20 protein-coding genes are annotated in these 21,867 nt (G+C 48.1%); 17 read left to right on the top strand and 3 right to left on the bottom strand.

All coding sequences use genetic code 11. The annotated features are described in order from the left end of the window. The first annotated feature begins 6 nt into the window (after positions 1 to 6). The 5 genes from ABIE50_RS23040 to ABIE50_RS23020 all read left to right on the top strand — a co-directional run bounded on the left by ABIE50_RS23040 (position 7) and on the right by ABIE50_RS23020 (position 6,422). Positions 7 to 609 carry a sulfatase-like hydrolase/transferase gene (locus ABIE50_RS23040; protein ID WP_354028138.1) on the top strand — a complete coding sequence of 201 codons (603 nt, stop codon included), beginning with the start codon at positions 7 to 9 and terminating at the stop codon, positions 607 to 609. A gap of 31 nt (positions 610 to 640) precedes the next feature. Beyond that, a complete protein-coding gene (locus ABIE50_RS23035; protein WP_354028137.1) occupies positions 641 to 1,429 on the top strand; it encodes a sulfatase-like hydrolase/transferase in 789 nt (262 codons plus the stop codon). A 106-nt stretch (positions 1,430 to 1,535) separates the two neighbouring features. Continuing rightward, positions 1,536 to 2,141, top strand: a complete 606-nt coding sequence (locus tag ABIE50_RS23030; protein ID WP_209859257.1) for a class I SAM-dependent methyltransferase — start codon at positions 1,536 to 1,538, stop codon at positions 2,139 to 2,141. A gap of 214 nt (positions 2,142 to 2,355) precedes the next feature. After that, positions 2,356 to 5,526, top strand: a complete 3,171-nt coding sequence (locus ABIE50_RS23025; protein WP_209859259.1) for a TonB-dependent receptor — start codon at positions 2,356 to 2,358, stop codon at positions 5,524 to 5,526. A gap of 137 nt (positions 5,527 to 5,663) precedes the next feature. Continuing rightward, positions 5,664 to 6,422 (top strand): MerR family transcriptional regulator, encoded by a 759-nt coding sequence (locus tag ABIE50_RS23020; RefSeq protein ID WP_354028290.1) that lies wholly within the window; start codon positions 5,664 to 5,666, stop codon positions 6,420 to 6,422. 59 nt (positions 6,423 to 6,481) lie between these two features. Here the strand turns inward: ABIE50_RS23020 and ABIE50_RS23015 are convergent, their stop codons facing one another. Beyond that, positions 6,482 to 6,871 (bottom strand): discoidin domain-containing protein, encoded by a 390-nt coding sequence (locus ABIE50_RS23015; protein WP_209859990.1) that lies wholly within the window; start codon positions 6,869 to 6,871, stop codon positions 6,482 to 6,484. A 3-nt stretch (positions 6,872 to 6,874) separates the two neighbouring features. After that, positions 6,875 to 7,990, bottom strand: coding sequence for a hypothetical protein (locus ABIE50_RS23010; protein WP_354028136.1), 1,116 nt, complete (start codon positions 7,988 to 7,990; stop codon positions 6,875 to 6,877). Positions 7,991 to 8,399: 409 nt separating this feature from the next. Here ABIE50_RS23010 and ABIE50_RS23005 point away from each other — a divergent pair, with 409 nt between their 5' ends. From ABIE50_RS23005 to ABIE50_RS22975, 7 genes are all read left to right on the top strand, one after another. Next, positions 8,400 to 9,467, top strand: coding sequence for a DUF2167 domain-containing protein (locus ABIE50_RS23005; protein ID WP_209859276.1), 1,068 nt, complete (start codon positions 8,400 to 8,402; stop codon positions 9,465 to 9,467). A gap of 174 nt (positions 9,468 to 9,641) precedes the next feature. Continuing rightward, entirely contained in the window at positions 9,642 to 10,172 is a 531-nt protein-coding gene (locus ABIE50_RS23000) for an RNA polymerase sigma-70 factor (RefSeq protein ID WP_209859278.1), read from the top strand. Positions 10,173 to 10,250: 78 nt separating this feature from the next. Further along, positions 10,251 to 11,438 (top strand): FecR domain-containing protein, encoded by a 1,188-nt coding sequence (locus ABIE50_RS22995; protein WP_209859281.1) that lies wholly within the window; start codon positions 10,251 to 10,253, stop codon positions 11,436 to 11,438. A 108-nt stretch (positions 11,439 to 11,546) separates the two neighbouring features. Next, the gene (locus ABIE50_RS22990) at positions 11,547 to 15,125 is read left to right on the top strand and encodes a SusC/RagA family TonB-linked outer membrane protein (protein WP_209859283.1); all 3,579 of its coding nucleotides are present in this window, start codon (positions 11,547 to 11,549) and stop codon (positions 15,123 to 15,125) included. Between the two features lie 18 nt (positions 15,126 to 15,143). Then, entirely contained in the window at positions 15,144 to 16,658 is a 1,515-nt protein-coding gene (locus tag ABIE50_RS22985) for a SusD/RagB family nutrient-binding outer membrane lipoprotein (protein WP_209859285.1), read from the top strand. Between the two features lie 173 nt (positions 16,659 to 16,831). Beyond that, complete coding sequence (locus ABIE50_RS22980; RefSeq protein WP_209859287.1) at positions 16,832 to 17,353, top strand: YybH family protein; 522 nt, start codon at positions 16,832 to 16,834, stop codon at positions 17,351 to 17,353. 49 nt (positions 17,354 to 17,402) lie between these two features. Further along, complete coding sequence (locus tag ABIE50_RS22975; RefSeq protein ID WP_209859289.1) at positions 17,403 to 17,615, top strand: DUF4287 domain-containing protein; 213 nt, start codon at positions 17,403 to 17,405, stop codon at positions 17,613 to 17,615. Here ABIE50_RS22975 and ABIE50_RS22970 read toward each other — a convergent pair. Beyond that, positions 17,612 to 18,052 (bottom strand): DoxX family protein, encoded by a 441-nt coding sequence (locus ABIE50_RS22970; RefSeq protein WP_209859291.1) that lies wholly within the window; start codon positions 18,050 to 18,052, stop codon positions 17,612 to 17,614. The genes ABIE50_RS22975 and ABIE50_RS22970 overlap by 4 nt on opposite strands. A 145-nt stretch (positions 18,053 to 18,197) precedes the next feature. On the opposite strand from ABIE50_RS22970, the gene ABIE50_RS22965 reads away from it, so the two are divergent. From ABIE50_RS22965 to ABIE50_RS22945, 5 genes are all read left to right on the top strand, one after another. After that, positions 18,198 to 19,034, top strand: a complete 837-nt coding sequence (locus ABIE50_RS22965) for an SGNH/GDSL hydrolase family protein (RefSeq protein ID WP_209859293.1) — start codon at positions 18,198 to 18,200, stop codon at positions 19,032 to 19,034. Between the two features lie 137 nt (positions 19,035 to 19,171). Further along, positions 19,172 to 19,747, top strand: a complete 576-nt coding sequence (locus ABIE50_RS22960) for a TerD family protein (RefSeq protein ID WP_142688206.1) — start codon at positions 19,172 to 19,174, stop codon at positions 19,745 to 19,747. Between the two features lie 21 nt (positions 19,748 to 19,768). After that, entirely contained in the window at positions 19,769 to 20,455 is a 687-nt protein-coding gene (locus ABIE50_RS22955) for a TerD family protein (RefSeq protein ID WP_209859295.1), read from the top strand. Between the two features lie 111 nt (positions 20,456 to 20,566). After that, the gene (locus ABIE50_RS22950) at positions 20,567 to 21,205 is read left to right on the top strand and encodes a vWA domain-containing protein (protein WP_209859297.1); all 639 of its coding nucleotides are present in this window, start codon (positions 20,567 to 20,569) and stop codon (positions 21,203 to 21,205) included. A 17-nt stretch (positions 21,206 to 21,222) separates the two neighbouring features. Beyond that, positions 21,223 to 21,858, top strand: coding sequence for a vWA domain-containing protein (locus ABIE50_RS22945; protein ID WP_142688209.1), 636 nt, complete (start codon positions 21,223 to 21,225; stop codon positions 21,856 to 21,858). The last annotated feature ends 9 nt before the right edge of the window (positions 21,859 to 21,867 follow it).

The raw sequence follows: 21,867 nt of genomic DNA, 5'->3' as shown, positions 1-21,867 counted from the left end.
TTAATAATGATCCTGAAGAAAATAACAACACTGGCGCTTACCGGCATGATGCTCGCGTTCTATGCCGGTAAGGCGCAGGTGCGGCCCAACATCGTTTTCATCCTTGCCGATGATCTTGGCTATGGCGACCTGGGCGCATACGGGCAAACAAAGATCAAAACGCCTAATATCGACAGGCTGGCAAAACAGGGCATGCTATTCACCCGGTTTTATGCAGGCACCTCTGTTTGCGCGCCATCCCGCTCTGCCTTGCTTACCGGCCAGCACAGCGGCCACACCTACATCCGGGGCAATAAGGAAATAGCACCGGAAGGACAGGAGCCCCTGCCGGATACCGCGCAAAGCTATGCGCAGCTGCTGCAAAAGGCAGGTTATACCACCGGCGCTTTTGGTAAATGGGGACTGGGCATGGTAGGCACCACCGGCGCCCCGGATAAGAAAGGATTCGATGTGTTTTTCGGGTACAATTGCCAGCGCCAATCGCACCGCTATTATCCTACCCACCTATGGAGTAACAATGAAAAGGTAAAGCTTACAGGTAATGATCTTACCGCAAAGAAAATATATGCGCCTGCACTGATCCAGGAAAAAACCACTGGCCTTTATTGAAGCCAGCAAAAATAAGCCCTTCTTCCTTTTTGTGCCTACCATCTTGCCCCATGCGGAATTACAGGGGCCTGATGATGAGTACTACAAACAATATGAAAACAGCTTTGAGGAGCATCCTTATAAAGGCGCTGATTATGGCCCCGTGGCACAGCCGGGCGGTTATGCCTCCGTGGCAAAGCCACGCGCTACCTATGCTGCCATGGTAAGCCGCATGGATGCCTATGTGGGGCAGATATTGGATAAGCTGGATGCACTGGGGCTTACAGACAATACCATCGTAATTTTCAGCAGCGATAATGGCGCACACCGTGAAGGCGGCGCTGACCCGGGATTTTTTAACAGCTCCGGCGGACTGCGTGGCTACAAACGCGATTTATATGAAGGCGGTATTAAAACATCCTTTATTGTGAAGTGGCCGGGTAAGGTAAAGCCCAACAGTAAAAGCGATTTTATCGGCGCCTTCTGGGACCTGATGCCTACACTGACCGATATTGCCGGCGCGCCCAGACCTGCTTATACCGATGGCATCTCTTTCCTGCCAACTTTACTGGGTAAAGGAAACCAGCCACAGCATAAGTACCTGTACTGGGAGTTTCATGAAAACGGCGGCCGGCAGGCCCTGCGCATGGGCAAGTGGAAGGGTGTGAAGCTGAATGTGATAAAGGATAAAAACGCTCCGCTGGAATTATATGATCTTAGCAAAGACCCTGCGGAACAACATAACGTAGCCGCAGCGCATAAGGATATTGTGCAACAGATGAGCCGTTACATTAAATCGGAACATATAGAAAGCGAGGTGTTCCCGCTAACAGGAAAATAAAAACGCAGGGAAAACAAGGCAGCTGCTCCATCATTGAATGAAGCGGCTGCCTTGTTTTTTTATATCATTCATTAAATACTACTTTTGATGAAGAAAAAATGAAGTAATGGAAAGAAAGGATCATTGGGAAAACATTTACAGCAATAAACAACCGGAAGAAATGAGCTGGACACAGGAAGTTCCTGCTACTTCTCTGGCATTGATAAACAGCTTTAATGTACCAAAAGATGCTCCCGTTATTGATATTGGAGGAGGGGAAAGTAAACTGGTAGATCACCTGCTGGCCGCCGGTTATACAGACATCACCGTACTGGATATTTCAGCGCATGCCCTGGAACGGGCAAAGGCACGGTTGGGAGAGCTGGCCCCAAAGGTGAACTGGCTGGTACAGGATATCACTACGTTTACGCCTACACGTACTTATACGGTGTGGCACGACAGGGCCACCTTTCATTTTCTTACCGCTCCCGAACAAATAGCCGCTTACCTGCAGGCGGCCGCTAAAGCAGTAAATGGTTATATGGCCATTGGGACCTTTTCTGATAAAGGCCCTGAAAAATGCAGTGGCCTCACCATAAAACAATATTCAGAGAAAGAATTGACCGAACAGCTGACCCCGTTGTTCGAAAAGCTGCATTGCGCCACAGAAGATCATATTACCCCTTTTAATACCCGGCAGCATTTTTTATTCTGTAGCTTTAAATCACGCTGATGTATAAATAACCAACTATTTTTCCGTATCTTAATGATCACAAATCAGTAGCACAGCCATATCGTATTCAGAAGAACAGTTCAGCCATATCCACATTATTGAAGAACTACTCACCCGAGTAGTGTGATGCATGCATATCCTCCCGATGTGAACTTTATGTTACGAATGCAGTGAACACTTAGTATTCAAATTACCATGTAATATTTTCGCGTTCATGAAACCTATCTTCATTCTGTCACTTCTGTTATTCTGCTGCATTATCAGGCAGCCATTGCTTGCACAAACAACGCAGGCCTCTATTTCAGGAACTATCTCCGACGACGCCAAACAACTGATTCCCGGTGCATCCGTGCTGGTACGCAATGAATCAACCGGTTTCAGCAGTCGTACCGTTTCAAATGCAAAAGGAGAGTACCTCATCAAGGAACTGCCGCTTGGCGGGCCATATACCATCCAGGTTACAGCGATGGGATATGCCGAACAAAAACGCACCGGCTATTCACTCAACCAGGGAGATCTGATCCGCGCCAACTTCCAGATGAAAACATCTTCGGTAGACATCAAGGAGGTAACGGTATCCGGCAACGCGCTCCGCAACAAAGCGGAGAACTTCGGCGCAGCCACCACGGTAACTGCAAGGGATATTGCCCGCCTGCCGGTGAATGGCCGTAACTTCAGCAGCCTTATCGATCTTTCACCGCTTAGCAGCGGAAGCAACCTGGCAGGACAGCTCGGCTCTTCCACCAACATCACCATTGATGGTACTTCTGCAAAAAATCCTACCTCCAGCAGTGGTACCAACACCCGTATCGGTGGTCCGTATGCTATTTCCATGGAAGCCATCCGCGAGTTTAAGGTAGTCACCAACCAATATGATGTTACTTTTGGGCGCAGTGGCGGTGGTACTATCAGCACCGTAACCAAGTCGGGTACCAATACTTTTTCCGGTAGCGCATTCACCTTTGTAAGGGCGGATGCATTATCCAGCAAGTATGACGCCCGTGGAAACCGGCGCCAGAACGACTTCTCCACTTATCAATACGGCTTCTCCCTGGGCGGCCCTATTATCAAAAATAAACTGCACTTCTTCGTAGCCTGGGATCACCAGTCAGATGCACGCCCCCTGCAGCTGGCGGACATTAAAACGCCGGAAGATGAAAAGCGGTTCAACGTTACACAGTCAACACTGGATACCTACCTTGGTATTGCACGTGGTAAATATGGTGTATCCTCCCTGCCGCAGTTCGGGTCTTTCAATAAGAAACGCGGTACGGATGCGGCTTTTGCGCGTATCGACTGGCAGCTGAATGAACGCAACCTCCTCACCATCCGTGATAACTATGTAAACGACCGCGCCCCGCTTGGCCGCGATGATAATTCATCCATCAACCTGTATGAAGTATATGCCGATGCGCATGCTATCAATAACAGTTTACTGGCCACCCTGCGCACAGTAGTAAGCCCTAAAATTACCAACGAGCTGAAACTGCAGCACCTGTACACTTTTGAAGAAAGCTCTCCCGGCGATCAGCTGCCGGCCCAAAATATTCCCCGCGCCATCGTGGAAAGGGTACAGTCCACCATTAATAATAAACCGGTGTTTACCACTATCCAGCTGGGCGGGCAACGCTATTCGCCGGAACACTTCTATAATAACGTATTCCAGCTGGTAGACAATCTTTATTATAACACCAATAAAGCCAACTATACCTTTGGAGCAGATATCATGTACAGTCATATGAATTCACTGTACGGCAGTGAAATGAATGGCCGCTTCTATTTCACCGGGATGGACAATTTCAATAACCTGAAGCCTTACCGGTATGCCCGGGAAGTGGCGCTGGCAGATGATCCCAGCGTGAACCAGAATATTCTCAGCGGGGCATTGTATGCACAGATGCAGACCTACCTGTTCCCCGGCTTTGAAATGATTGCAGGGCTCCGTGCAGATTATACCACTTATCTGAACAAGCCTAATTTCAATCAAACTGTATATGATGAACTGGGGCTGCGCACTGATAACTCGTTGAAAACTTTCCAGCTGCAGCCACGTATCCAGTTCAACTGGGATATCAATGAAAAGCATACCGATTACCTGCGCTTTGGTGCTGCGATCTTCGGGTCGGATATAAACAACTACGCCATGATCAACAATATGTTGTTTGATGGCACCAAAGTGCTCACCGTAGATATCCAGGGCGCGGGCGTGCCCACTCCTGATTTCCCTGCCTATCGTAAAGATCCGTCTACCGCGCCGGGTAAGGAAATGTTTGATAAGCTCGGATTGCCCCGGCAGGGTACCATTAATATGAACGGTAAAGATGCAAGGATCCCCGTGGTGTATAAGGCAAACATCTCTTATAACCACATTTTCTCCGACCGCTTTAAAATGGGGCTGACTTTCTTTGCTACCATTGCACGTCATAACTATATGTATGTAGACAGGAACATGGTGGATCAGCCTTTATTCCGTTTGGCTAACGAAGGAAACCGCGGCGTGTATGTGCCTGCAATAAGCATCGATACTACCAACGGCGCCACCGACTGGACGAAAGGCCGTAAAAGTATGAACGTAGGCCGTGTGCTGGAGCTGAACAGTGAAGGTAAAGTGAACCAGTTTGCGTTTGTTGTGGATGGTACTTTCCGTTATTATAAAGACGGGGAAATCTCTGTTAGCTATACCTGGAATGATGCGAAAGATAATACCTCTTACAATGGCGATGTAGCTAATACCGCTACCTTATCGCTGATGGTGAAGGATGATCCGCGTAACCTGAGCACCATGAGCTATTCTGATAACCAGTTCCGTCATAAGGTAGTAGTATATGGTACGCTGCCTACTTTCTGGGGCATCAATGTAGGGGTGCGTTATTCCGGTATAGGCGGTACGCGTTATTCGCTGGCTGTAGGCGGTAATGTGAATGGCGACTTTGTGAATTCAAATGACCTGGCCTATGTGTTTGATGTAAATAACCCCAGTGTGCCTGAAAAAATGCGTACCGATATCCAGGCTATTTTGGATAATCCCCTGGCCGATAAAAGTGTGAAGGATTATATCCGCAGAAGCAGCGGGAAGGTAGCGGAAAGAAATGGCGGTATCAATGGCTTCTATGGCGTATGGGATCTGAGGATTGCTACCAAGATCCGGTTTGGCAGCAGCAGGAAACAGTATCTTGAGCCATCCTGCGATATTTTCAACGTCGCCAATATGTTTAACAAGGAATGGGGTACCAGTAAGCTTCTGGGCAAACAGAATATCTATTCTTTGGGTGGCTTTGATCGCGCTACGTCTACCTACAGGTATAATGTGAACGTGAATTCCGGTGTGGTAGTGCCTGGAGGTAACCCCTGGCAGATCCAGCTGGGGCTTCGTTACGGGTTTTAATTAAAGATATATAAAGAAGATAAAAAGCAGCCGGCCATTGTGCCGGCTGTTTTTATTTAAAAAAATTGGAAGAAAGACTTGACTCTAACGTTACGTCATAGCCTACCTTTGTTTTCAACCAAACAGTTACTAAAGTGATGAAGCACTATGCGGTAAATAAACTGGCAAAACTGGCAGGTGTGAGTGTGCGCACGCTCCACTATTACGACCAGATCGGTTTGCTTACGCCCTCTGTGCGTACCGCCGCGGGGTACAGGCTATATGGCGAAGCGGAATTGCTCCGGTTACAGCAGATCCTTTTTTACAGGGAGCTGGATGTAGAACTGAAAGACATCGGTAATATACTGGATGATCCGGAATTTGACCTGGTGCATGCGTTGGAGTCGCACCGGCAAATGCTGTTATCGAAGAAAAGCCGTATAGAAACTTTAGTAGCTACTGTGGAGAAAACCATTTTTCACTTAAAAAACAAGGTAAACATGAACGTAGAAGATTTATATGCAGGGCTGCCAAAGGAACAGGCTGAAGCCTGGCGCCGTGAGGCAAAGGAAAAGTGGCCGGACCAGGTAGCGCATGCGGAAAAGCAATTGCTAACTATGGATATGGACAGCTACCGGCAACTGCAGGAAGGTTTTAAAGCCAATTGGGAAAAACTGGCTTTACTGTCGGGCCAGGACCCCGCGGCGGAGCAGGTGCAACAGGAAATTGATGTTCACTATCATTATATCCTGAAGTTCTGGGGAAAGGCCGGCAACCAGGCGGAAGCCTACAAGGGCCTGGGCGACCTGCTGGCTAATGATGAAAGGTATACGCAGGTAAATGGCGTGGCCAACCCGGCTTTTGGTAAATTTATGCAGCAGGCTATTCACATTTATGTGGAGCGCAGATTGCGGTAGATAAAGTCAGGGTACGGTGATAATACCGTACCCTGTTTTTTTATTTTTGAGAGATGTGATTACCAGGCCCCTAACTCTGAAAGGACCGCATAATGCGAGTCCGCGTAATTGGAAGCGGTCACGATTTTGATATACCTGGCGGAAACAGTCGCCCCGAATGAGATATACTGTTTACTGTTTACATTCGCCAGCGTATAGTTACCCCTCGGTGTGTAAGTGATATTATCGGTGCTGGTGAATGCAGAGATGTCTTTTAAGGATCCGTTCAGGTCGACGCGTTGTTGGAATGCCAGTCCCTGTATAGACTTTATAGCGCCCATGTTTACAATCACTGTATGCGGATGCGCCGGTTGTACGGATTTCCATTGTGTATGCCATATCGTTGCCTGGTCATTGTCCAGCAGGTTGATGGCAGGGCTCTCGTCTTCCTGGCTGCTTACATAGGCAATGCTTCAGGAAGATTTATTCAGTTCATCTTTGATGCTGATATCCAGTACAGGTTCATTGTTTACAAAAGTATACGGGTAAGAGATCTCCGTAAAAGAACCGTTGGTATACAGGAAGCGGATACGCAGGGCGTAGTTGCCTGTCTTTTTATGGAACTCGCTGATGGGCATGCTCAGCTGTATACTGTCGCCCGAAGGCGCGGCAACCCACGGAACAGCGTCGTAGTCGCCTCCTCCTTCGGGATCGTTATATACGTTTACATTATTCACCGTTTGCGTGGAGGAGAATTTCACATTCAGCACAATATTACCACCGGTATAACTGGCTTTGATAATATTGATGGTGGTGTTTCCATCTCCATAAATACCTGTGGCGGTACTGGTACGGAATACCTGTGAGTTGTTGAGAATTGCGGCGCTGGCAGCAGTAAGGAAGGTGGGGCTTTTTCCGTAGGTATAATTACCGCTTCCCATGAGAGCCGTGCCTTTCGCCGGGTCTGCGGCTTCAGATACTTTTTCCTTGTTATGCGGCAGGTTAAGGCCATGGCCCAATTCATGCATAAGGCCGCCTATCCATTTGGTAGCGCGCTTGCCCAGCGTGGTATTTTGCCCGAGATAGCTGGTGTCCATTTCTGCATAGTCCAGTACAAAGCACCAGCGGCCTATACCGTAGAAGGGTACGCCGCCGGGATCGCCGTCGGCGGCATAGGTACTGGCAGGCATGATCACCAGTGTGTGCTCACTGTGCTTATCTGCCGGGTGTGCGGCAAACCAGGTGTTCAGTTCACCGATGGCAATACCGCCGCCTCCATGATAAAGGTAGCCTGTTTTGGGTAGTGCGCCTTTTACTACGGTGATCTTTACCTTACCGGCGGAATCCAGCCGCAGCCCGAAGGAGCGGTCGCCATAGCCGTAATAGTTCATCCACTTGCGGTAGAAACGTTGCCCTTGCAGCAGGATACCGTTTAGCCGTTCCCGGTAGTGCGCGATAGTATCGCCATCGGAAGGTACAAAGTAAACCACATTCAGATCATACGCGCTGGGCGTAAAGTTTTGCAAACCTGATTTGTTTTGGTCGTGTACAAGCTGGAATTCCCCGCCGGAGGCTCGTTTACAGGCCATAAAAAGAGCAGGCAATAATAGCATGACTGCTAATAGGAAATGGAGGTTTTTGCTTTTCATTGGTCAGATTTATTGATTAACAAAACAGTAAGAATCGACAGATTTTGGTTTAAGGGTTCCCGGGTTACGCGGTGATGCGTTTCACATATTCAGGTAAACTAAATTAAGGAATTATTTCAGAAAGGGGAAAATAATAAGGGGTAGAAAGGTCATAGCGTACCTCAATCTCCCCGCTGGGCAAAGCATTATTTTGAAAAAGCGTTGAAGAATGGCCATAAGAAGGCACTGGCGCAACTAAAGGAGTACACCAACAGCACCATTGCCGGATGATCATCCGCAAAATATTCCCCACCTCTTCCGGATTTCAGATATTTATCGCAAATTGCTCCCTCTTAAACACTGATAACTTATGTTCAAGTACCTGTACCTGACAGGGTTGCTGCTGGCAACCCTGGGTTTGTATGCAACCCCTGTTGTTCCCAAAGCAGACCCCGAAGAAGATTCAACAGTACTTTACCAGCAAGCGCTTGATAACTATGTTGATTCTGTAAACAAATCCTTTAAGTATGAAACCGGCACTATTATATTGCCGGGAGGTAAAGCGGAGATCAATGTTCCTGCGGGGTTTAAATTTCTGAATAAGGAAAAGAGCCAGTATGTGCTTACTACTCTCTGGGGCAACCCGCCGGAAAATGCCAGTAAAACGCTGGGAATGATTTTCCCGGAACATTCAGATCCCTTTGCAGATAGCAGCTATGCCTTTATTATCGAATTCGAGGATATTGGCTATGTAAAAGACGATGACGCGGAAAAGATTGATTATAGTGAAATGATGAAGAACATGCAGGAAGGAGAGAAGGAAACCAATGAAGCACGCGCTAAAGAAGGTTACCCGGGAATCCACCTGATTGGATGGGCGCAGCAGCCTTTCTACGATAAGCAAAATAAAGTATTGCACTGGGCAAAGGAGATCCGTTTCGACGACCAGGAAGGCGGGCACACATTGAACTATGAAATCCGTATCCTGGGCCGCCATGGCGTATTATCGCTCAACGCGGTTTGTAAAATGAGCGAGCTCCCGCTGGTGAAAGCAGATATCAATAAGGTATTGCACATGGCTACCTTCACGCAGGGAAATACTTATTTTGATTTTGATCCTAAAATGGATAACGTGGCGGCTTGGTCTATCGGCGGATTAGTGGCAGGTAAGGTACTGGCGAAAGTAGGTTTCTTTGCTATTTTGCTGAAGTATCTCGCTGCCGGGTGGAAATTTATAGCACTCGGATTTATAGCGCTGTTCGGATTTTTTAAACGTCTTTTCAGCAGGAAGAAAGCGGAAAAGGAAAGCGTTGCTTTTACAACAGGGGCAGGCGAACCGGATGAAGCCAATGGTAATGGCGAACCGGGTAGTTCCAATGAAATAACAGATGCTCCTGCCTTGCCTCCGTCGGAAAATAATCCCGGAGAAAAGCCCTGATTAAAACAGGACAATATATACAACAAAGCCTGCGTGTTTACCACGCGGGCTTTGTTTATACGGGTAAGCCGGTATATGTTTTCTTTTTTTTGAAATAAATGTGTTATTTTTCAAAGAAGATGCCATGATCTGTGGTCTCCGGATTGTCAGAATTGATCACGAAAGGTATATTTTATGTCAACGCCAAGCGAAGCACTGGAGCCAGCCGTACTTTTCAAAATGTACTATACGCGGCTTTGTTACTTTGCCTTCCAGTTTACAGGCAATAAAGACAAGGCCAGGGATATTGCCCAGGAAGCCTTTGTAAGCTACCTGGGGCAACAGGGCCAGGTAAGCGCTCACCCGGTGGCTATTAAAAACTTCCTGTACACTACAGTGCGTAATGCCTGCCTGAATGCTATCCGTCATGAGAAAGTAGTGGAGAAATTCGCAGCCGCGCAGGAAGAATTATCGGAAAACGATCCTTCTGTAATATTAACCATGATCCGGTCGGAAGTGATCGGGGAAATCAACCGGGCGCTGGAAACACTGCCGGAAGCCTGCCAGGCAATTATCAGGATGGGCTATATCAGCGGGCTTAAGAACCAGGAGATTGCCGATCAGCTGAATATCAGCATTAATACCGTTAAAACCCAGAAGAAAAGGGGACTGCACCTGCTGAGGCAACGCCTTAACCCCGAAATTTATGCAGTACTGTTCCTGTAATCTATCTCCCCAAAAAAATATTATTTCCCTTTCACCCTTTTTTTCATCCCGCGTTTCTTTACCTGGTACGCAAACTTTATGGAACAAAACCAGGATCTGTATAAATACGCCGACCTAATTTTAAAGTATCTCCGGGAACAGGCATCTGCAGCTGAACAACAGGAGCTGGAAGCCTGGCTGGATAAAGATGTACGCCACCGGCAGTTACTGGAATCCCTGCAGCACCGGGAAGCCCTGCGCGATGCCATAGCGTTTCATGATACTATTGATGTGGATGCCGACTGGCAGGCCGTGATGGCCCGTGCTACTCCTGTAGTTCCCGGTAAAAAAGTGGCATGGCGGCGTATTACAAAATGGATAGCCGCAGCTGCAGTGCTTACCGGCGTTATCGTCGGTCATAAATGGTATACACCGTTGCCCCGGCCGGCAAAAAAAATGGCCGTTACTTCTCCGCCAGTAAAAAACGATATACTTCCCGGAAGCAGCAATGCCACTCTCAGGCTGGGCAACGGGCAAACCGTGCACCTGGGCAACCAACAGCAAGAAACCATCAAAGAAGCCGATGGCACCACGATTGCACAACAGCCGGGCGGCCTTGTATACAGCAAAACAAATGAATCACCTGCCACTGCCTTGTTTAATACCTTATCTACCGCAAAGGCCGGGCAATACCAGCTTACCCTGGAAGATGGTACGCGGGTATGGCTGAACGCGGCATCTTCGCTGAAGTTCCCGGTACATTTCAGTAAGGGCGAGCGCCGCGTGGAACTTACCGGGGAAGGATACTTTGAAGTAGCCGCAAGTCAGGATAAGCCATTCAAAGTTATGGTGCAGAACATGGAAGTGCTGGTACTGGGCACCCATTTCAACATCGGCGCTTACAGCAAAGCAGTAAAAACCACGCTGATCACCGGCGCCGTAAAGATCCAGGTAAAGGATAAACGCGCCTGGCAGCTGTTGCCCGGTCAGCAGGCGGATGTACAGGATAACCAGGTACGCATTTCCAATGCCGACACGGAAAAGGCCATCGCCTGGAAAGAAGGCATTTTCTTTTTTAAGGATGATGACTTCCGTGAGATCATGGAACAGGTGGCACGCTGGTACGACCTCGATATCCGCTATACAGGCCCGCTGCCGGTAAAACGTATCAGCGGTAATATCAGCCGCCAGGCAAGGCTGTCGCAGGTGCTGGAAATGCTCAACTTCGTGAGCGGCGCTCACTTCAGGGTGAACGGGAGGGAAGTGACAGTGTCAATGACAGAATAATACCGGTATAACAGGAACGGATACACGCAAGTAGATAAAACAAGAACCTGTAATTAACAAAGACCAGAATTTAAAAGGATCAATCGCTATTAATTTAAAATTAAACCGATGATGAAAAGATTTACTTCCGCTTTCAGGCGGGACATACTCCTCCCATTGCCTGTAAAAATGAAGGTGGCTGCAAAGCTGACCACCCTGCTGCTTTTTCTTTGCGTCCTCAGCGCGGGAGCCACCGCGTATGCCCAGAAAGTTACGCTGTCGGTAAAGAAAGTGCCGTTGCAACAGGTGTTTGATGCCATTAAGCAACAAACGGGCTATTACTTTTTATACAACAACGACATCCTGAAAAACACTACGCCTGTTTCTTTAAATGTAAAGGATGCCCCGTTAACTACTGTGCTTAACCAATGCCTGGCCGGCCAGCCGCTGGAATACAAGATCATTGACCGCACTATTACCCTGAAGGAAATACCGCTGAAGAAAACAGCAACAGAACTGGTGGCGGATACATTGATCACCGGAAGGGTTACCGATGAAAAAGGCGCACCATTGCCCGGCGTAACGGTTACCGTAGAAGGGTCTGCACGGGGCGCAGTAACGGACGCCATGGGAAAGTACAGCATCCAGGTGCCTTCCGGCACGCATGCGCTGCTGTTTTCGTTTATAGGATTTAACAGGCAACGCGTGGAAACGGCCGGTAACACTACGCTGGATGTAAAGCTCACAGAAAGCTCCAAAGGCCTGTCGGAAGTAGTGGTAACGGCGCTTGGTATCAAAAGGGAGAGTAAATCGCTCGGGTATACCGTAGCAGAGCTAAAAGGCGCCGACCTGTCTGAAGGGAAAGAAGTGAATGTGGCCAATGCTTTATCAGGTAAAGTAGCCGGCGTACAGGTAAGTCAGCCCGCCTCCGGCGCCGGGGGGTCTTCCAAGATCCTAATCCGCGGAAACAACTCCCTGCAAGGCAATAGCCAACCCCTGTATGTAGTAGACGGAGTGCCCCTCGATAACCAGAACATCGGCGCCGCAGGCAGCACCGGCGGTGTGGACTATGGCGATGGCATCTCCAATATTAACCAGGAAGATATTGAAAGCATCTCTATACTGAAAGGTCCTAATGCCGCTGCCTTGTATGGCCAGCGGGGCAGTAACGGCGTAGTGCTCATCACTACAAAGTCCGGCAGCTCCCGAAAAGGAATAGGGTTGAAATTCAGCAGCGATTACTCCATCGGCAATGCATTGGTTACACCCGATTTCCAGGATGAATATGGCCAGGGCCTCAACGGCGATTTCACACACTTCCGCGCTACCGATGGGAAAGTATATACCATGGCCCAGGCCAGGGAACAGGGTTTACAAGGCATACCAAAAATGAGCGCCGGCCGCGACAGGATCGCCCGCAGCAGCTGGGGCCCGAAAATGGAAGGCCAGGAGTATGAAGACCAGTGGGGAAACATATTGAAGCTTACACCACAACCCAACACCTATAAAAACTTTTTTAACCGGGAAAAACAATTCGTTAATAACGTCGCGGCAGATGGAGGAAACGATAAAGTGAACTACCGCTTCTCCTATTCCAATACGCATGTTAACGGTTATGTGCCTACGAATACGCTCGACAGGAACACCTTTACCCTTCGTACGCAGGCGTATATTACGCCCCGGTTACAACTGGATGCCAAGCTTAATTACATCTCCCAGAAAGGTAAAAACAGGCCCACACTTTCCGACGCCTCTGATAACCCCGCATACCTGTTCATCAGCCAGCCAAGGAGCATGCCGTTAAGCATCCTTGCAGACTATGCATGGACTGCCGATGATGTAGCCAAACAATTTGGTTACAGCGGCGTAACACCGGGACTGGAGAAAACCTATGCCACCAACAGTTCTACCGCTAATCCTTACTGGACCATCCATAAAACGGAAAACACTGATCAGCGCGACAGGCTCCTGGGGATGTTGCGGTTATCGTACGACTTCAATAAATGGCTGAAAATAACGGCAAGGGGAGGAACAGATTTTTATACAGAAGAACGCCTGCGCTGGAGAGCCAAAGGCACTTACCAGAGCCAGAACAGGAATGGAGATATTGAGAACCGGGTAATCAGGGTTCGGGAAGATAACTATGATGTGTTGCTGAACGGTAACCTGGAACTGAGCAGGGACTTCACCCTCGGGTTGAACGCAGGCGCCAGTCACCAGAGGAAATTTATGCGCATGACCGGCAACACCGGCAAAGAATTTATTGTGCCGGATCTGCACGTGATCAATAATACCCTTACCAACTCCTATCTTTTCGACTTGCAGGAGTCTGAAATAAACTCTGTATACGGCTTCGGCCAACTGGCGTTCCGGAATTACTGGTTTATTGATTTTTCTGCCCGGAACGACTGGTCATCCACCTTATCAGCCAGTAACAATTCTTTTTTCTATCCGTCGGTAAGTACCAGTTTAATTATGACTGATCTGTTGAAGATGAACAACAACATTGTGAGCTTCTGGAAGCTACGCGGATCACTGGCGCAGGCCGGCAGTTCCGGTAACCCTTACCAGCTTACCGGGGCCTACAGCCTGGATCAGTTCACGCACGGCGGACAGCCGCTGGCCTCTTTTACCTCCATTATTCCGGATCCTAACCTGAAAAATGAACTTACCACCTCGGTGGAATTTGGTACAGATGTACGTTTGCTGAATAATAGACTGGGCATCAGCTTTACCTACTATAACGCCGCTACGAAAAACCAGATCCTCGATGTGCCGCTGCCCCCATCCAGCAAATTTGAAGCCCGCAGGATCAATGCCGGTGAGATCCGCAATAAGGGAATAGAATTGTCTTTAAACGGAACACCCGTTAAACTGTCGAATGGATTTACCTGGGAAAGCATCTTTACTTTTTCCCGTAATAAAAACGAAGTGGTATCGCTCACAGAAGGAGTGGAAACATTTGTACTCGGCAGCGACCGTGGCATCAATGTGATCGCCGCACCCGGCAAGCCTTTCGGAACTATGATAGGCACCGGTTTTGCCTGGCTGAAAGATGAGGCAGGCAACAGGCTGATAGATCCGGCCACCGGCCTGCCATTGCGCACACAGGGACGGCAGCTGACGGAGCTGGGTAATGCTATGCCCGACTGGACCGGCGGGTTCTCCAATACTTTCCGTTACAAAGGTTTGGCCCTCGCGGCGCTGGTAGATATCCGCCAGGGTGGGCTCGTATATTCCCAAAGCAACCGTGAAGAGTTGATCTATGGCACCACGAAGAAAACTCTGGCAGGAAGGGATGGCAGTTACGTAGCTTCAGGCGTAATGGCAGAGAAAGATAATAACGGCAACTGGGTAGGTACCGGCAAAGCCAATACCATGAAAGTACAGGCCCAGGATTACTGGAACGTAGTAGCCAGCGATAAGGAAAACGTAGTGTCGGAAGAAATGATCAATGATGCCAGCTACGTGGCGATGCGTGAAATCAGTTTGAGCTACGCACTGCCATCAAAATTATTCTCCGGGAAAATTATCCGGAGAATGAATGTAGGAATATACGGTAGGAATCTTTTTTATTTCCAGCGGAAAACAGATGGCTTCTCGCCTGAAGCCTCTTCTTTTAACGTAAATAACTCTTCTCTTGGCCTGGAGTCAACGGCTCTGCCAATGATGAGAAGTTTTGGAGTGAACGTAAGCCTGGACCTTTAACCTGAAAAAACGAAGCATATGAAAAACAAATCATCGATATACAGGAAAGCATTGGTGTTAACCGCTGGGCTGTTGCTGGGCGGCTGCACAAAAAATTTCAGTGATCTTAATACCCCGCCTACCACGGTAACAAACATCGACCCTGCCTTACTGCTGTCTAAAGTACAGAAGGATGCCGCTTTTTCCGAAGGCACTGAAACCGCTAATATACAGGTGGGCTCCTGGGTACAGTATTGGGCCGGCGGACTGGTAGCGCCTACTTCACGCTATATTCAGCAGCCAGACAATAATATGTGGGCAGCGCATTACACCCTGCTGAGAAACCTGGGCCAGATCCGCAACCAGGCATTAAAGGGAAAAGAAAATGATCCTGCCGGCAGGACCAGGCTTGCCATTGCGCGTATCCTCGAAATATTTATCTGGCAACGCCTCACAGATCTGTTTGGCGCCGTGCCTTTTTCACAAACCACAGAAGATGCCGCCGATGTAAATAATAAGCCGGCATACGACAGTCAGCAGGCTATCTATGAGCGTCTTATTGCAGACCTGGATGCAGCTATTGCCAGTATCAATTCCGGCGATGTATCATACGGTAACGCGGACTTCTATTACAAAGGCGCTACCGACAACTGGAAGAAATTTGGTAACTCACTCAAACTTCGTTTAGGTATGCGCATTAAATATGCAGCGCCGCAGCTGGCAGAAAAAACAGTGAGGGAAGCAATGAGCCAACCGCTTTTTTCTGATAATAAAGATAACGCCACCGTACCTACTTTTAATGATGCGCAAACTACCAACGCCAACCCCATCCTGGCGCAGTTTATCAGCGGCAGCCCCGATCTGAGATACCTGGCTGCTGCCTTTGTAGCTACGCTGAACGATAAACATGATCCCCGTCTTACTTTTATTGCAGCGCCTACAGTGAATTCAAAGAACAGTGGAACGCCTGTGTACAAGGGCATTGGCGTGGCATTAACGGATGCATTGTTATCGGGCATCATCAAAGATGATTACTCTACCGCTTCCATGACCACCTATTTTAACAGAACACTGGCTACTCCCATTCCTGCTTACGTATTTACATATGCGGATGTTTGCTTCTTCAAGGCCGAAGCTGCACTAATGGGCTGGGGCGCTGCGCCATCGGAAGCTGAGAAGTTTTACCAGGATGGTATCAGGGCGGCAATGGCTGTACAGCCCTATAATATTACAACCATTCCACAGGCATATATTGATGCTGAATTTTCACTTGCAGGGCTTTCCGCAGAAAAACAGCTGGAGAAGATCATGACGCAGAAATGGATCATGCTCTTTGGGCGCGACTATGAAGCCTATGCAGAATGGCGCCGTACCGGTTATCCCGTTTTAACACCGGGACCTAACCAGGGATCTACCAACGGAACTATTCCCCGCAGGGCAGTGTACTCTTCATTGGAAGCCCTGCTGAATACAGATAATTACAGAAGCGCCGTGTCTGGTCTTGCCAGGGGAGACTCTTACCTGTCGAAGGTTTGGTGGGATCAGAAGAAGTAAATAGTATCGCCGGAAAAAGGGTCGCCTGTGCACAGGCGACCCTTTTTATTTCCCTCCGCATTTACCGGTAAAAAACTTGCTTTTACCGGCATGATGCTGCCATTAACCCATTTGTACTAGGCGGCAGTAAGGCAACCACCTATTTTCGTATCCATATTCAAAACCATTATCGTATGAATGAAGCATATGAATTGAACGCGATCAAAGCAGCCAACAATGCCCTCTATCACGCTTTCCGGACGCTGGATTTCCGGGGCGCTTCCGTACATCTCACAGAAGATTGCGACTACATTACATTTAATGGCATGCACTTAAAGGGACGGGAGGAATATATTACAACGCACGAACAGCTGATGAACAATTTTATGTTCAAGGGAGCCAGGCTCCATGGCCATATCCGACAGGTGCGTTTCCTCGATGAAAATGTAGCGTTAGTAATAGCTACCGGCGCTATCCGTTTCCGCTGGCAGAAGAAGGTACCTGAAAGCCGCCAGTCGGTGAACACTACAGTATGGCTGAAAAACCCGGAAGGCCAGTGGCAGATGTCTGCTTTTCACAATTGCCGTATTAAGAAAATGAACTGGCTGGCCAGGTGGATCATGGGGGCAACAAAAAAAACAACCCTGGAAAAGAAGCCGCAAATCACCCCGGTATTGTCGGATCCGCACCCCTTGTATGTTTACCTGAATGAGTAATTTTGTTTTAATAAGATACTTCTTGCAGGATCATTAAAAAACAAACATTATGTCATTCCAGGCTTATTTAGACAATATCAAAACAAAGACGGGCAAAACCGCAGCCGATTTTGAAAAGCTGGCAGAAAAGAAAAAATTTCTCCGGAACGGCGAACTGGCGGTAAAAGCAGGCGAAATTGTAACCTGGCTGAAAGAAGAATACGAACTGGGACATGGCCATGCCATGGCAATATTTGCCTACTTAAAAGGGAAACGGGACTAAGCGCTTTTCCTTATCCCGTCTATACTCCAGCGGTATGCCGGTAAGGTGGACAATAAAAAACTACCGGCGCTGGCGGTAAACACAGAATAATTCAACGGCGCAGCTATTCCCAGGGCTATGGTCATCGCCAGTGCAAAACCAAGCAGTAATACACCGCTGCCAATAGCGGCCCATCGCGTCCGGAAACCGGTGATCAGAAGAATAGCAAAAATTATTTCTGCCCCGGAAGCTATCCCCGCAAAAATTTCCGCCACTGAATAGGGGAGAAAGAACATCAGCTGAACAGCATATTGCATAAAGTGCTGCCAGTCGCCCCAACTCACATGTGATGCGCCCGGAGGCCCCCATGCACCAAACCTGTCGAGCCCCGCACACAGATAACCGGCGCCTAACCCTACCCGTAAAAAGAGTTGCGATATATCCTGCTTGATAGTCATCACGTAATAATTTTTGATACACAAAAATAACGCAGACCCCGTTGAACAGGATAGTCCAGTTTATAATCGGGTAGTAGTCCAGCTATAAATTTCCCCCACTTTTAACGAATATGATTAATTTCAGTCCCTGAAAAAATATACCCGCATGAAGAAATGGCTGACAGGCTTTCTTATCGCAATAACAATAGCAATAACAGTTACCGCTTTTGCACCCCGGAAAATAACCTGGGTGGCTATCGGAGATTCCATTACCTATCTCAATGAGCACCGCGATGAAACGGGGAACCGCATCACCAAAGGATACATGACAAGGGTAACCGAAAAGCTGCCGCATATACAGTATATCAATAAAGGCTACAACGGCTGGACCTCCGGCGGTATAGCTGATGCCATAGAAAAACTGGACCTGGTAAGGGCTGATGTATACTCCGTATTTCTCGGTACCAACGACTGGTGGGGAGGCCGCCCTGTTGGTAATTTCTCCGACTATTTGCAGCAAACCGGCAATGGTACCGTATACGGCGCATTCCGGACTATTATTGATAAACTGAGATCCCTGAATGAGAAAGCGCACATCATCCTGATCACCCCGTTGCAGCGGGGCGATTTTGTTTATATCAATGATTTGAATAACAATGCCTGGGGCTCTTACAGGGAAAAGAAAGGACAACAGCTTTCACAGGTAGCAGCAGCGATCGACTCCATTGCCCGCTACGAACATGTTGACCTGCTGGACCTGTATCATAACAGCGGCATCACCCTGGAAAACATGGTAAAGTATAAACGCCTGAAAGATCCAGTCACGGGGGAATACAGGGATTATCACTGGCCGGATTATAAGGACATTCCTTTTCATCCCGGTACAGATGAATATCCGTACCCGGTATCTGCCATCGATATGACCTACGACGGGTTGCATCCTTCAGATAAAGGATTTGCTGTTATTGCAGATATGCTCGTGAAAATAATGAAACGTTATTAAACGGGCCATAGCCTGTTCTATTACTGAAAATCAAACAACATTGTTAACTTGAAAAGTTGGTTAATCCCGGGGAAAGCTGTTGCTATACATACTATGCAATAAATATACTATATTACCCCAGGTTTAAATCTTAAATAATGGCGATTAACTTACAAAAAGGACAAAGGATCGATATCGGCCTTTCCAAAATCAGTATTGGTTTGGGCTGGCATCCTAATGAAGGCACAGGTTCAGATTTTGACCTGGACGCTTCCGCATTTATGATCGATGAAACCCGGCACATTATCCAGGAAGAATTTTTTATTTTCTATGGAAATACCGATTCCCCGGATGGTGCTTTACATCATACCGGCGATGATCCTACCGGTGGAAACAGTGCAGACGGCGATGATGAAACCATCCAGGTAGATCTTACCAAAATAGATCCCCGTGTAAGGGAAATCTTATTCGTGGTAACCATCCATGAAGCCATCAGCAGGCGACAGAACTTCGGACAGGTAAGGGATTCATATATCCGTATAGTAGATGATTCCAACGGCAATGAAATTGCAAAATATGAACTGGGAGAAGATTTCTCTATTGAAACAGGTGTTGAGTTCGGACGGTTGTACCTGAAAGATGGCAAGTGGAAATTTGAAGCATCCGGTATCGGCTACAGGGAAGATCTGGCTTACTTCTTATCCAAATATTTTAAAGGTCAGATTATTAAATAACCCCCTGATAAACCATTACCTATGGCTATTAACCTGGTAAAAGGTCAGACGATTGACCTGCGTAAAAACGATAAAGGAGAAGAATTTGATTTGTCGACAGTCACCATCGGATTAGGCTGGGATGTAAGACAAACCAAAGCCAAAGAAGGCGGCTTCCTCGGAAAACTTTTCGGCACCGAAAAAAAGGAAGAAGAATACGACCTGGATGCAGTGGCTATGCTGCTCGACAGCAATGGGAAAGTAGCCAACCTCGGCAGAACCGTGCAAACAAGGGATGGCAGATCCGTGGGTTTGTATGAGGGAGATGTGATCTTCTTCAATTCTATGCGCCACCCCTCCGGTAATATCTGGTTAACCGGCGATAACCGCACCGGCGCAGGCGACGGCGATGATGAACAGATCATCATTAAACTGGATCAGATGGAAAGCAAATACGACAAGATCCTGTTTATGGTAACCATCTATAACGGGCGCGCCAATAACCAGCACTTTGGAATGATCGAGAACGCATTTATCCGCGCAGTAGATAAAAAAGGAAAGGAAATAGCGAAGTTCAGCCTGTCGGGCGACAGCACCTATAACGGTATGTGCTCTATGACATTTGCTGAGATCTATCGTAAAGACGGCGCCTGGAAATTCAGGGCCATCGGTAATCCGCATCCGTCCGACAGCTTCGTGGATGAATTAAAGAAGTTAACCTACTCCTGATAACAAAAACACCTATATTCAGCATAAATTCATCCTGCGGCGCATATTGTTCCGCAGGATGGAATGTTACCCTTTTCAACACGCCATCACTGGTATTAAATTAAATGCAGTATGAGAAGATTACCCGTGTATCTTTTGTTAGATACTTCCGGTTCTATGAATGGAGAACCTATTGAGGCAGTGAAAAACGGGGTACAGATAATGATCAATTCATTACGCCAGAACCCACAGGCCATTGAAACCGCATTTATCAGTATCATCACTTTTGATAGCTCTGCAAGACAGATAGTGCCACTCACCGATCTCGCCTCTTTCCAGGTGGCAGATATAAAGGCAGGCGGCACTACCGCCCTGGGAGAAGCATTGCAACTGGTAAGTAGCTGCATCGACCGGGAAGTGGCTAAAACCACCACCGAGCAGAAAGGCGACTGGAAACCCCTCGTATTCATTATGACCGACGGCATTCCTACTGATAACTGGCAAAGCGGCCTGGCTGCATTCAAACAACGCAAAGTTGCCTACACCGTTGCCTGCGCAGCCGGCTCCGGTGCAGATACCACCGTGCTGAAACAGATAACGGAAAATGTACTGAGCCTCGATACTACAGACAGCCAGAGCATTGCCCGGTTCTTTACATGGGTAACTGCCTCCATCGGCGTTACTTCTACAAGAGTGGAAGACACCGGCAAGGAAGTAATAGGGCTTAACGAGCTCCCGCCACCACCAGCGGAACTGAATATCGTGGTTTAAGAAATTAATATTTTGACATGCGACGACTACCGGTATTTTTTTTATTAGATACCTCCGGATCAATGTACGGCGAGCCCATACAGGCACTTAACAACGCATTGAGCGGCATGGTAAATACCCTGCGGATGGATCCCCAGGCAATGGATTCCCTGTGGCTCAGCATCATCACTTTCGACCGCGAGGTAAAAGAACTGATGCCGCTCACAGAACTGGCCAGTTTCCAGCTACCGGAAATCACCTGCCCGCAAAGCGGTCCAACGCACACAGGATATGCCCTGGAATTTCTCTATGCAAAAGTAAACAGCGAAGTGCGCAAAGGCACTCCAACGCAGAAAGGCGACTGGCGCCCTTTACTGTTCCTCTTTACCGATGGTAAACCCTCGGATCTGCAGCTGTACCGCAAAATGGTGCCGCTGGTGAAAAGCCTGAACTTCGCCACCATTGTGGGTTGCGCCGCAGGAAAGGCCGCAGACGATGGTATGCTGAAAGAACTGACCGATACCGTTGTTCATCTCGACACGGCCGACAGCGCCACACTTAAACAATTCTTTAAGTGGGTATCAGATACCATAGAGCAGGGAAATAAAAGCATGGGCACCTCGGAACAGGTAACACTGCCGCCGCCCCCGGGCGAAGTGAATTTAGTCATCTGATAATAAAAA

This window comes from Chitinophaga sp. OAE865, from assembly GCF_040546735.1.
Taxonomy (GTDB): domain Bacteria; phylum Bacteroidota; class Bacteroidia; order Chitinophagales; family Chitinophagaceae; genus Chitinophaga; species Chitinophaga polysaccharea_A.
This window is presented reverse-complemented; position numbering and strand designations above follow the sequence as displayed.

Excerpts from the sequence above, each read along its gene's own strand:
- ABIE50_RS23040 (WP_354028138.1), top strand. The coding sequence starts at position 7 with ATGATCCTGAAGAAAATAACAACACTGGCGCTTACCGGCATGATGCTC.
- ABIE50_RS23030 (WP_209859257.1), top strand. The coding sequence starts at position 1,536 with ATGGAAAGAAAGGATCATTGGGAAAACATTTACAGCAATAAACAACCG.
- ABIE50_RS23025 (WP_209859259.1), top strand. The coding sequence starts at position 2,356 with ATGAAACCTATCTTCATTCTGTCACTTCTGTTATTCTGCTGCATTATC.
- ABIE50_RS23020 (WP_354028290.1), top strand. The coding sequence starts at position 5,664 with ATGAAGCACTATGCGGTAAATAAACTGGCAAAACTGGCAGGTGTGAGT.
- ABIE50_RS23010 (WP_354028136.1), bottom strand. The coding sequence starts at position 7,990 with ATGGCCTGTAAACGAGCCTCCGGCGGGGAATTCCAGCTTGTACACGAC.
- ABIE50_RS23005 (WP_209859276.1), top strand. The coding sequence starts at position 8,400 with ATGTTCAAGTACCTGTACCTGACAGGGTTGCTGCTGGCAACCCTGGGT.
- ABIE50_RS23000 (WP_209859278.1), top strand. The coding sequence starts at position 9,642 with ATGTCAACGCCAAGCGAAGCACTGGAGCCAGCCGTACTTTTCAAAATG.
- ABIE50_RS22995 (WP_209859281.1), top strand. The coding sequence starts at position 10,251 with ATGGAACAAAACCAGGATCTGTATAAATACGCCGACCTAATTTTAAAG.
- ABIE50_RS22990 (WP_209859283.1), top strand. The coding sequence starts at position 11,547 with ATGATGAAAAGATTTACTTCCGCTTTCAGGCGGGACATACTCCTCCCA.
- ABIE50_RS22985 (WP_209859285.1), top strand. The coding sequence starts at position 15,144 with ATGAAAAACAAATCATCGATATACAGGAAAGCATTGGTGTTAACCGCT.
- ABIE50_RS22980 (WP_209859287.1), top strand. The coding sequence starts at position 16,832 with ATGAATGAAGCATATGAATTGAACGCGATCAAAGCAGCCAACAATGCC.
- ABIE50_RS22975 (WP_209859289.1), top strand. The coding sequence starts at position 17,403 with ATGTCATTCCAGGCTTATTTAGACAATATCAAAACAAAGACGGGCAAA.
- ABIE50_RS22970 (WP_209859291.1), bottom strand. The coding sequence starts at position 18,052 with ATGACTATCAAGCAGGATATATCGCAACTCTTTTTACGGGTAGGGTTA.
- ABIE50_RS22965 (WP_209859293.1), top strand. The coding sequence starts at position 18,198 with ATGAAGAAATGGCTGACAGGCTTTCTTATCGCAATAACAATAGCAATA.
- ABIE50_RS22960 (WP_142688206.1), top strand. The coding sequence starts at position 19,172 with ATGGCGATTAACTTACAAAAAGGACAAAGGATCGATATCGGCCTTTCC.
- ABIE50_RS22955 (WP_209859295.1), top strand. The coding sequence starts at position 19,769 with ATGGCTATTAACCTGGTAAAAGGTCAGACGATTGACCTGCGTAAAAAC.
- ABIE50_RS22950 (WP_209859297.1), top strand. The coding sequence starts at position 20,567 with ATGAGAAGATTACCCGTGTATCTTTTGTTAGATACTTCCGGTTCTATG.
- ABIE50_RS22945 (WP_142688209.1), top strand. The coding sequence starts at position 21,223 with ATGCGACGACTACCGGTATTTTTTTTATTAGATACCTCCGGATCAATG.